The organism is Teredinibacter sp. KSP-S5-2, assembly GCF_032773895.1.
In the GTDB taxonomy this organism is placed as follows: domain Bacteria; phylum Pseudomonadota; class Gammaproteobacteria; order Pseudomonadales; family Cellvibrionaceae.
The window spans coordinates 1,437,729-1,449,017 of sequence record NZ_CP120416.1; the positions used below are offsets into that span (position 1 = coordinate 1,437,729).

Annotated in this window: 9 protein-coding genes; 7 read left to right on the forward strand and 2 right to left on the reverse strand. The window is 41.8% G+C overall.

Going from position 1 to position 11,289, the window contains the following annotated elements:
* Positions 1-169 precede the first annotated feature (169 nt).
* Both P5V12_RS06605 and rtcA read left to right on the forward strand, forming a co-directional pair.
* Entirely contained in the window at positions 170-1,417 is a 1,248-nt protein-coding gene (locus P5V12_RS06605) for an RtcB family protein (RefSeq protein ID WP_410483323.1), read from the forward strand.
* Between the two features lie 155 nt (positions 1,418-1,572).
* Entirely contained in the window at positions 1,573-2,589 is a 1,017-nt protein-coding gene (gene rtcA, locus P5V12_RS06610; RefSeq protein WP_316956557.1) for an RNA 3'-terminal phosphate cyclase, read from the forward strand.
* Between the two features lie 21 nt (positions 2,590-2,610).
* Here rtcA and P5V12_RS06615 read toward each other — a convergent pair whose 3' ends face one another.
* Together P5V12_RS06615 and P5V12_RS06620 are read right to left on the reverse strand one after the other, a co-directional pair.
* Positions 2,611-3,372 carry a nucleotidyltransferase domain-containing protein gene (locus P5V12_RS06615; RefSeq protein ID WP_316956558.1) on the reverse strand — a complete coding sequence of 254 codons (762 nt, stop codon included), beginning with the start codon at positions 3,370-3,372 and terminating at the stop codon, positions 2,611-2,613.
* Between the two features lie 11 nt (positions 3,373-3,383).
* Entirely contained in the window at positions 3,384-4,286 is a 903-nt protein-coding gene (locus P5V12_RS06620; RefSeq protein WP_316956559.1) for a DNA polymerase beta superfamily protein, read from the reverse strand.
* A gap of 298 nt (positions 4,287-4,584) precedes the next feature.
* On the opposite strand from P5V12_RS06620, the gene P5V12_RS06625 reads away from it, so the two are divergent.
* The 5 genes from P5V12_RS06625 (at position 4,585) to P5V12_RS06645 (ending at position 11,206) form a co-directional block, all read left to right on the forward strand.
* Entirely contained in the window at positions 4,585-6,135 is a 1,551-nt protein-coding gene (locus P5V12_RS06625; protein ID WP_316956560.1) for a hypothetical protein, read from the forward strand.
* A 427-nt stretch (positions 6,136-6,562) separates the two neighbouring features.
* A complete protein-coding gene (locus P5V12_RS06630) occupies positions 6,563-7,882 on the forward strand; it encodes a hypothetical protein (protein ID WP_316956561.1) in 1,320 nt (439 codons plus the stop codon).
* Positions 7,883-8,408: 526 nt separating this feature from the next.
* Positions 8,409-9,089 (forward strand): RNA ligase family protein, encoded by a 681-nt coding sequence (locus P5V12_RS06635; protein ID WP_316956562.1) that lies wholly within the window; start codon positions 8,409-8,411, stop codon positions 9,087-9,089.
* The gene (locus tag P5V12_RS06640; RefSeq protein WP_316956563.1) at positions 9,082-10,386 is read left to right on the forward strand and encodes an AAA family ATPase; all 1,305 of its coding nucleotides are present in this window, start codon (positions 9,082-9,084) and stop codon (positions 10,384-10,386) included. The genes P5V12_RS06635 and P5V12_RS06640 overlap by 8 nt, the downstream gene beginning before the upstream one ends.
* Positions 10,387-10,411: 25 nt before the next feature.
* On the forward strand, positions 10,412-11,206 hold the full coding sequence (locus P5V12_RS06645; protein ID WP_316956564.1) for an RNA ligase family protein: 795 nt from the start codon (positions 10,412-10,414) through the stop codon (positions 11,204-11,206).
* Positions 11,207-11,289: the final 83 nt, after the last annotated feature.

The window sequence follows — 11,289 nt, forward strand, 5'->3', positions numbered from 1 at the left end:
ATTAGATGGCTATCGAAAAAGATATATTTGCTTGCTATTTTAAGAGGGTGGATTATGGTCTAATTTTTTGTCTTTTTAAAAAATATAAGCAAAACAATGAGTTACAGTTTGTTTTGGGGCCTTTATGAAAACTTGGCATTGTCTTCGCTATATGAGAGGCGTGAATTAAATGAATAAAGAGGAAAAAGCAGTGATTGAACATGCTTATGAAGTAATGCAAGACGGTGGGGTGCCAATTAAGTCGTGGACTAAAGGTGTTTCTTTTGAGTTAGACGCAAAACAGCAACTAAAAAATATTGCCCGTCTGCCCTTTATTCATAAGTGGATAGCTGCAATGCCAGATGTTCATTTGGGTAAAGGGGCGACCATTGGGAGTGTGGTGCCAACTTTAGGTGCTGTAATTCCTGCGGCCGTTGGTGTGGATATCGGTTGTGGAATGATGGCTGTGCGTACCAGCTTAAAGGCTTCTGATCTGCCAGATAATTTGGCGGCAATTAGAAATGCGATTGAGCGTGCGGTACCGCATGGACGTTCTGCTCATGCTAGGGGAGGTCGCGATAAAGGTGCTTGGGCAAATATCCCGGAAGATGTAATGAGAGCATGGGCGCCGCTTTCGGCTCAGTTTGATGTGCTAACTGAAAAGCATCGAGTACTAAAAAGCACAAACAATATTAACCATTTGGGGACGTTGGGAACCGGAAACCATTTTATAGAAATGTGCCTGGATGAACACGATAGCGTATGGCTAATGCTGCATAGCGGTTCTCGTGGAGTGGGTAACCGTATTGGTACGCACTTTATTCAGAAGGCAAAAAGAGATATGGAGCGTTGGCATATTCAGCTTCCAGATTCTGACCTGGCGTATTTGCCTGAAGGTACTGAGCATTTTGATGAATATGTTGAGGCGGTTGAATGGGCGCAAAGTTTTGCGCGAATTAATCGGGAAGTAATGATGGCGCGTGTTATTGGTGCGGTTAAAGATACGCTGCATCGAGAGTTTGATGCGCGAATGGAGGCGGTAAATTGCCATCATAACTATGTGTCCCGTGAAAACCATTACGGAAAAAATATTCTGGTAACCCGTAAGGGTGCTGTTCGTGCTCGCGAAGGTGAGATGGGTATCATTCCAGGAAGTATGGGGGCGAGATCTATCATTGTTCGCGGATTGGGTAATGAGGAAAGCTTTTGTAGTTGTAGTCATGGTGCAGGACGAATCATGTCACGAACTAAAGCAAAAAAATTAGTTTCATTGGAAGAGCATCGTCAAGCGACCGAGGGAGTGGAATGCCGTAAGGATGAAGGCGTGATTGACGAAACCCCGTCGGCGTATAAGCCAATCGAAAAGGTCATGGAAGCACAAAAGGATTTGGTGGAAGTGGTTTATACGTTGAAGCAAGTTGTATGTGTTAAGGGGTAAGCAGGTTCTTGGTGAGGCAGGATCTAAGTGACAGGAAGTTTCCAGCTGCAAAGTTGGTTCGGTATTAAAGGGTGATAGGGATATCTTTAATTTTGAAATGAAGTGTTTTAATGGACAAAGAGGCTACGGATGGCTACCTACATTAAGGATATAAAATGAAAATAATAGATGGCTCACAAGGCGAAGGGGGAGGGCAGGTTTTTCGTACCAGTTTAACGCTTTCAATGTGCTTGGGGGAGCCGGTAACAATAAAAAATATACGCTCAGGTAGGAAAAAGCCTGGGTTATTACGACAGCATCTAACTTGTTTAAAGGCTGCGCAGGAAATCTGTGATGCAAAAGTGGAAGGGGCGGTGCTCGGTTCTCAAAGCGTTGTGTTTACTCCTGGTAAGGTGAGGCCGGGAAAATATCACATTGCTGTGGGTTCTGCTGGAAGTACTACGCTGGTATTTCAAACGGTGTATTTGCCATTGTTACTGACTGGTGGTGACAGTGAATTATTGCTTGAAGGAGGGACGCATAACGGTATGGCTCCGAGCTTTGACTTTATTCAGAACTCCTTTTTTCCCGAGTTAAGCAAGATGGGCGTTTGTATGGAAGCAATATTGGATCGCTACGGGTTTTACCCTGCAGGTGGTGGTGCTTGGAAGGCGCGCATTACGCCTGTTGGTAGGATTGCTAAATACAAAAATGAAGTGCGTGGTGACCTTTTGTCTGTAAGTGCGGTCGCAACTTCGGCTCAAATTCCTCAGCATGTGGTGGATAGAGAGCTGCGGAGTGTTGCTAATCGCTTTTCATTGCAGACTGAGAGTTTGCATAAACGGTTAGTAAAGTCTGTTGGCCCTGGAAATATTCTCTCTTTACGTGCTGAATATGAAAATATGACAGAAGTGGTTGAAGTGATCGGCGAGCGAGGTGTTTCAGCAGAAAAAGTAGCGGACAAGGCAATATCGGAAATGGATCGCTACTTAAACTCAAATGCAGTGGTAGGTGAGCATTTGGCGGATCAATTGCTATTACCAATAGTGTTAGGTGGTGGAGGCAGCTTTACTACGCTTGAGCCCAGTCTGCATCTAAAAACTAATGCTTCTGTTATTCAAGCGTTTATTCGTTGTCAGATTTCCATTACTAAGCGCGATGAAAAGATTTGGCAGGTGAGTGTCTCTCACTAAGCTTGCCAATATCCAAGGCGGTTACATAACTATTTTCCTGAGTAGTTGTTCGTAATCGCTTTGTTTTCCTTGTCTCTTTCTCTCTGAAAAACTCTCGGATACCTGCTCGTAGGTTTCTAAGCTGTATTGCCAAAGGTTTTTGGGGATTGCAAAGGCATCTTTCTCTTTTTGCTTGGCTTTATCTTGAAGTACGATTTTCAGTTCGTTTTTGAGGTTTGTGTCAAGGTAAGTCTTTGTCAAAACTTCAAAAAGAACAGGAGGAGCAGTATTTCTGTCTGCTATCCAGTTTGCGCACAATAAAGCGCGTAAACCATACAAATAGGCTTTTGCGTTAAATTGGGTCTGAGGTTCAAGAAATTTCCTTTTGGTTAGGGAGATATAGTGGTAAAACGCCGGTGCGGCGTTGAATTCTTTAGCTGCAAAATCTCTCAATAATGAGTGCTTTTCTTGATTGCTGAAATACACGATGGGGGAGTTTAGCCATTCGTGTACAGTCGCGTTTCCTTTGTATAGGAGGCTTAGTGTTTTTCCAATATCCCAGCCTGCAATATCCAGGTCGTCAGTAATGGGGATTTCGATATTGTCTTTTTTCTCAAAAGGGCTGATGTACCACTCGTGCTCATGGTGATAAATAATCCGGACGTCATAGTCGCTGTCTAGCGAAGGAAAACCCCAGGCTCTGCTGCCGCTTTCCACCGCGTGAAGAATGGTAATGCCTTTCTCTCGCTCCAGGTTTTGAAGATGGTTTTCAATTTCCTGTAGTTTATCTTTTTTTATTTCCATTTTTTTATCTTTTATAGAGATAGTGAGCTAACTATCTTCTTGATTTCATTAAGTGCTTTGGTGTTTTTATCCTGAGAGGATATGCAATTCTCTAGTGTGCCGTAATGCTGTTCAAGGCAGTGTAATAGTAGATCTTTTATTGCGTTGTGGTCAGCTTTGATTGGTAGGGTGCTATTGGTGTATAGAGTTTCCAAAGATTTCTCTTTTTCGTAAAAATAGGTTTCAATCTGATGTTGGTTCCATTCTCCTCTTCGTATGGCCTTTAGTTGTTCGCTGTTCTTGTCTAGCTCCAAATCGCCTTCAGCCATAATTTGCTCAATTTCGTTGAGCAGGCGTACCACGTGATAGGCAAACTTTACATCATAGCCGTACTTTTCAATGAGCTTGACTCTATTTCCTTCGGGCTGCTTAGTTTTCATCTTATGCATCTGAGCATAAGCGTAGCCTTTGAAGGTTGGCCAGCAACCTTTATGCAAAAACAGGTGGCGGTTTTCTCTAATAAGCTCACCCAGTGCGGTGCTGTATATCACGCAGCGGCGCGGAACAAAGAGGGTGTCAATGATATTGGGGTTGCAATCCGCAAGCAGTCGAAAGTACTTAATGATGGAGTATATGGTGAGGTCGTATTCACGCCCTTTTCCAGCATTGCCAGATGCGTCTTGAATTTTATGTTGTTGAAATTGGTTGAAGGGCTTTAGCTCTTGATCAAACCCGTGGATATAGCCTTGCAGATGCGGAAACACCGTATCTCTTGGTGGGATAGCAAAGCCATAAATGTCCATATCTGAATTATCGTTAGATACTCCATAGGCGATTGACCCCATGATGACTTCGTACTGAACTCCGGTATCCAGGAAGTGGGGTGGGTTAATTAGCAGGTTTTGTTTTTTTAAGTGTCGAGTTTTGCTTGCCATGGGTCTGTGGTGATTCTAAGTGTGGATAGGCCTTAGTTTAAAAGCTTAAGTGTTAAATCTCCATAAGTTTGGATATATGATGCATGGTTTTATAAAGTATCTATAGAGATAGATGGCTATCTATAAGGATATAAATTTACTGTAATGATGCTCTTAAATGAATAGGTGAAATTTTGGTGCGTCAAAATAAAATCTATAAAAATCAATAGGTTAAAAATTCTTTTATTGTTTTTATCTTTTTTGGCACGGTGCTTGTAGTGTACCTGGTAACTATTTATGAGATTGAAGGAATAGAGAAATGGCTAATAAAAATTTGTTCTCTAAAATTCGAGGTATTAAAGCTGATTCGGTAAACGAAGCCGGTGGAAAAGCATATGCTCTTTCTAATAAAGAGGCTTTGGCTCAATACGTCGTAACAGGGTGTTTAAATGGTACTTTTTATGCGACTGATGAAAAACAGCTGCAAACAGTTATCGATTTGGCTAATAAGGTTGACGCAAGGTTTTTATCTCAGCTTGCGATATATGCACGTAATCATGCGTATATGAAAGATAGTCCCGCATTGTTGCTGGCGGTGTTAAGCATGAAGGATACCGAATTATTTAAGCGGACTTTTTTTCAGGTTATTGATAACGGGAAGATGTTAAGAAATTTTGTTCAGATTATGCGTTCTGGCGTTGTGGGAAGAAAATCATTAGGTTCAGCACCTAAGAAGATGGTGGCGGCCTGGCTAAGAAATAAAAAATCGGAGCAGTTGTTGAATGCTTCAGTGGGAAAATCTCCATCTTTATCTGATGTAATTAAGATGGTTCATCCTGCGCCAGTAGATTTGGAGCAAGAGGCGCTGTTTGCTTACATCGTTAATAAGGAATATAAGTTCGAAAATCTACCTAGGTGCGTAAAAGAGTTCGAGAGGTTTAAATCTGGAGTGGCGTCAAAAGTCCCAAATGTAGATTTTCGTTTATTAAGCGGTTTGGAACTGGATGCAGATACCTGGAAAAGCATTGCTGAAAACGGTGGTTGGCAGATGACACGTATGAACCTGAATACGTTTAATCGACAGGGATGTTTTGATGATAAAAAGCTAACGATTAAAATGGCTAATCGTTTACGAAATAAAGCATTAATTGAAAAATCTAAGGTATTTCCCTATCAGCTAATGTCCGCATTTAACGCTGCGGTAGATGTGCCAAAAGTTATTCGAGATGCTTTGCAAGATGCTATGGAGCATGCTTTGAGTAACGTGCCTGTACTGAAGGGAAAGACTTACGTACTCATTGATGTTTCCGGTTCGATGCAATCTCCTGTGACGGGGTATCGCCCTGGGGCTACATCGACGGTTCGTTGTATTGATGTCGCCGCCTTGTTTGCCGCGGCATTGTTAAAAACGGGTCAAGATGTAGAAATTATCCCCTTTGATACCCAAGTTCATAGAGCTAGATTGAATGATCGTGATAGTGTTTTTACGGTCGCACATAATTTAGCAAAATACGGTGGTGGAGGTACTGCTTGCGGTTTGCCTCTCGAAGAACTAAATATGTGTCGAGCCAAAGCTGACACAGTAATTTATTTTTCCGATAATGAATCGTGGGCTGATCGAGGCTACTTTGGCGGCAGAACAAAAATATCTAAGGAATGGGCGGTGTTTAAAAAGCGAAACCCAAATGCAAAATTGGTTTTGACTGACTTGCAACCATACGGAACATCTCAGGCGAAATCCAGCCATGATGTGCTTAATATAGGTGGTTTTTCTGACCAAGTGTTTAATGTTATTGCGCAATTTGTTGACGGTGGTGGAATCCCTAATTATTGGGAAAAGGTAATTTCCGACCAGGTTCAAAGTGCTTAGGTTTTGAGGCGAATGCTGATGGAACTACATTTATGGGAAATATGTTTCATCAATTTTTTGTCGCCTCTCTTTTTGTGTTGACTTTTCTTGCACAGGTAAGAAATGCTTGTGGGACTACATCCAGGTTCGGAGGAGTGGGTTCGACTCCCACCGCTTACCCTTCAGTGGGGGCGTGGCTCATTGGTAGAGTACCGAAAAATGTCTCTCAATAACTTGTTTTTGTCATTGTAAGAAGAGTCAACCAAATCTAAGGTTTTCAAAAGAATGCCTGTGGGACTACATCGACTTTTAATCGGGTGGTCGCGGGTTCGAATCCCGCCGCTTCTAACAGTGGAAGCGTAGCTCAGTGGTAGAGCACCAAGGCGTCTCACACCCTCTTGTCTTTTGAAAATCTTTTTTATCGTTTTGGATTAAAGGAAGTACTGTTATGGAATACAAAAACAGTGAAGAGAAAAGAATAGCAAAAGATACTTTTGTATCAAAAGGCCGGGAAAAGCAGCTAATTAGTCAGTCGAAAGACTCAAATGGTTATATCAGAGAAGCGGCTGTTAAGGCGCTATCTTGCTTCCCGTCTGAAGATACGGTAGAGGCACTAATTATAAGAACAAATGATTGGGTGCCTATAATCAGGAGCAGAGCAAAAGAAATCCTGACAGACATGTTGTCTGAGTCGTCGGCTATATACTATGCAAAAAAATTAAATCGTTTTTATCATTTGCGCCAGTGCGGAAGAAGTGAGCATTCTAGCTTTGTTAGAGAAATAGAAAAACAGCTTTGTCTATTTCCTGATGCACTTAAGGAAGCCCTTAGGAAAAGCTCTGCTGAGTCAGCATTATATTCAGCGAAGCTGTTGGCTAGAGCAGAGCATTTTTCTAAAAAAGCACTTTTCGACCTTTGCCTGGCTAGTCGTTATGTCCGTGTTCGGCAGTTTGGTCTTTCAAGCCTTGAACAGGTGTCAGAAGTAGATGGTCATATTCTAGGTAAGGTCTCGATATTAGATAAGTCAGCAAGAGTACGAAGTGAAGCATTCCGTCAGTTGGTGCGCCTTGCTGAAAATGAGTCTCTTCAGGTAGCGAAAGAGCTGATGTTTGACTCGCACACTGGTGTGCGTTCGGCGGCCGTTTTTCAATTGAAGAAAAGTGGTTTTGATTGTGTTGATGTTTATCTAAAGCAATTAAATACAGAAATGCCTCGTAAACAAAAAATTGCGATATGGGGTTTAATGGAATTGTTCTCGAAGGCTAGCTTAAGTGAAGTGTTGCCTAAGCTAGACTCAGAATATCCAAGCGTGCGCTTGCAAGCCCTAAGAGCGTGTTATGTTTTTGCTGAAGAGACTGATTTAGTTAGTATCTTGAAGAGAATGATGATGGACGACTCACCAAAGATAGTTAAGGAATGTGCCAGGATGCTGGAAAAGAGCAATCTGGTTATATCTTTGGAAGAGTTTGAAACTATTCTTCTTGGTCAGAAGTCGGTTGGTGTTTATCCTGCCTTGCTTAGAACGACTCATAAAATGAATAAATGGAAACAATTGCTATTCTTAAGCAAACTCTCGAAGGCGGCGAATAAAGAACTGGCTTGCTCCATTGAAAAGGTATTGATGCTTTGGGTAGAGAAAATGGCGAACTTTTTTGTTGATCCTTCTACGGTGCAGATCGAACAAATAAATAGTCTGGGCAAGTGTGAAAAGAAGTTATGGTCAACTTCTGTCAAACATGTAATAAAATATCGATTCTCGTTAATCTAAAGTGTAAGCCGCGTATAGCGTCTATGCGCGGCTTCATTGGTTTGGTTGGATATGAGTTCACAATTATTCACTTAATAAAGCTTGAATTATATAAAACGCACACGTACCATAGCGCGCTTCAAATCCACGTTCAATTCTATAGGAGGTTCATTTGTTTACTAATTTGTTATGTTTTAAAAAATGGGCTTCCCAGTCTACTTACTGCTAACCTTATTGGTTTGTCGTTAACCTGCACCTTTAATTTAGGTGTCAGGTTTATCTTGATTTTGTAAGCCCTTATAAATTAACGCGTATTCTCCCTGCTGTGTTAGCGGCTAGGGCTGGTATCGCTTTGCGTTAGGAGCGTTTAGGAAACTAAATGTAAGGGCATGTAATCACTGTGTTTTATACCTTTTAAAGAACAAGAGAAACATCAATTAGGATTCATCCATTCTACTGAAGTTATTTATTCAGAGCTTCTTGTCGCCTGTTGAAATCGTATTGGGGACATTGGAATGGAGGAAAAGTGAATACGGAGTATAGGATTATGAAAAGGTTTAAATACCCAAGAACACCGCATTTACCCTGGTCACCAGGATGGACGCATGACGATATCCGAGCATCTTCCGCTGGTGTATTTGGCGGAAAAGAGGTAGTTGTTACTGAGAAATTGGATGGTGAAAACACCACCATGTATTGTGATCATATTCATGCACGGTCTATTGATAGCAGGAACCACTCATCAAGAAACTGGGTAAAACGATTACATGCACAAATTCAGTATCAAATACCTGAAGGTTGGCGATTATGCGGTGAGAATGTTTATGCAAAGCATTCAATACACTATGACAGTTTAAGTACATATTTTTACGTGTTCTCGATTTGGGACAGCAATAACACTTGTCTAAGCTGGAGCGAAACGATGGAATGGTGTGACTTGCTTGGTTTAGTCACGCCAAAAGTATTCTATAAGGGAGTATGGGATGAAGACTTGGTGAAATCCATTCAGGTTGATACCAATGAGTGTGAAGGTTATGTAGTTCGATTGGTTGATGCTTTTCCTTACAGGGAGTTTGGGAGCAGTGTTGCAAAGTGGGTGAGAACAAACCACGTGAAAACAGATCAGCATTGGATGCATGGTGATGTTGTACCCAACAAGCTAGCTGGCTCTCACGAGAGTTGTGTGAATAGCAATGAGGATACGTATGAGGAGAGTGACAATGAATAACAAGTTGAACCTATGGTTATCAGAACTTAAAGGAAGCGCCTCTCCTCGTATTGATGAATGTGTACTAATGCTTAAAGGTATATTGCCAAGACTAAGCCAATTAAAAAACACAGAGCAAGACCCGGAGTGGCATGGTGAGGGCGATGTTCATGTTCATACAGGTATGGTGCTGGAAGCGCTTTATCAAATATTAAGTACTGCTTATTGCGATATTCACGGTGAGCGCAGGCAAGCCCTAATTCTCGCTGCGTTACTGCACGATATTGGTAAGCCTGTATGTACTAGGCGTGCGGAAGTTCGTGGAGTTGAGCGTGTGATTTCGCCAGGTCATGAAGATAATGGTCGTTCATACCTTGCCTATAAACTGTGTGCCTTAGAGCGTGAAGGACTTTCCCATGAAGTCATTTCAAGCATCCTTGGCTTGGTAGGTGAGCATCATATGCCGAAGCTTCTGGTTGTCAGAAATCGGCCAGAGGGCGCTTATTTGGCGCTTTCACGCAAGGCAGATTGTGAATTGCTGTACTACCTGGAAGTAGCAGATATGACGGGGCGAAACTGCCCGGACAAAAGCATTCAGCTGGATTATTTGGAACAGTTCAAGTTGTTTTGCCAGGAATACAATGTTTGGGGGAGTGACAGCGATGCGTATAAAGAATGGAGGCTTTTTCTTGAATCCGAGGTAACGAGTTTTGATGCGCTGACCTGCGATTTTATTTATGCCAAGGCCATTAAAGATAGGGAGGAAGGAGTAATTACAATGCCAGAAGAGGCTATTGCGAAATCCTTTGAATATCGTGATGACTACAGTCATTTGGTGGTTGTCTGTGCGCCTTCGGGAGCCGGAAAGTCAACTTGGATAAAAAACAGTTTGCCAGATTACAAAGTGGTTTCTCTTGATGATCTGAGAGAAGAGTTAGGCGGCAACAGGGCAAATCAAAAAATCCAGGGGCAGGTATTGCAGGAAGCCAAAAAGCGCCTGAAACAGCATCTATCTCAAGGTCACAAAGTTGTGTGGGATGCAACAAGCCTGAGGTTTGATTTTCGCAAGCAAGTGATCGATATCGGCTGTGCTTACCATGCAATGGTGACATTGGTTGTTTTTCAATTGCCAGAGCAGGCTGTTTACGAAGGGAATAAAAGCCGGGAACATGCTGTGCCAGACGAAGTGTTGGCTCGCCAACTGGAAACGGCACAATGGCCAACACCGAATGAGGCTCACAGGTTTATTGTTATTAATGAAGACTATGAAATTATAAAAACAGAGGGTGTTTTTACCAGTCGTAAAGCGCTCTTTTAGTTAGAGCGCTCTGGAGTATAGTGTTATGAATATTTTGACGGATATCGTTACATACCCAAAGACCCATCATATTGATGGGTCGAAATTTCGATTTTCTCATGGTCTAAAAAAGGGACTTGAGGAACTTAAACGCATTAAATTATTTGAAGGCAAGAAAGTTAAGTTGCTTATTGAAGAAAAAATGGATGGTTCGCAACTCGGTATATTTTTTAAGGGGCCAACTGAGCCAGTTTTCTATTCTAGGGGCTCAATTATTGAGGCGAGTGATGAATTTTCTTTGGCAAAGCAATGGGTGTACTCCAATATAGAAAAACTATGGGAGCTGTTAGGTCAGCGTTTTATTCTGTTTGGAGAATGGTTGTACCTAAAACACACTATTTTCTACGACGCGCTACCTGCGTATTTTATGGAATATGATGTTTATGATCGACGAGTAGAGCAGTTTTTATCTACTGAAGCTCGTCAATCTCTATTCAGGGGGCATGATTATATTCATTCGGTTCGAGTTATCGCACACCAAGTGTTTGATAATGCTTCAGAGCTTGAAGCTTTGGTTGGTGCTTCTGCCTTTATATCTTCTGAATCGCTAGCTAGATTGAAAGCTAATGTAGAAGGAGTGGCAAGCGTTGATTCCGGAAGAGTGCTGGAAGAAACCGACCTAACAGGTTTAATGGAGGGGTTGTATATTAAAGTAGAAAAGGATAGCTATGTTCAGGAACGGTATAAATATATTCGTTATGAGTTCTTGAGTAAGATTTTGAGTTCAAATACGCATTGGCGTGCGCGAGTTCAAGTAACCAATGCAGTGAAGAATCTATGACTACTATTCTATTGTATACTTTGCTTTGCATAACATTTCGATGTAATAAAAAGGGCGTATAAGCCCTTTTTACGAGTTCTCTA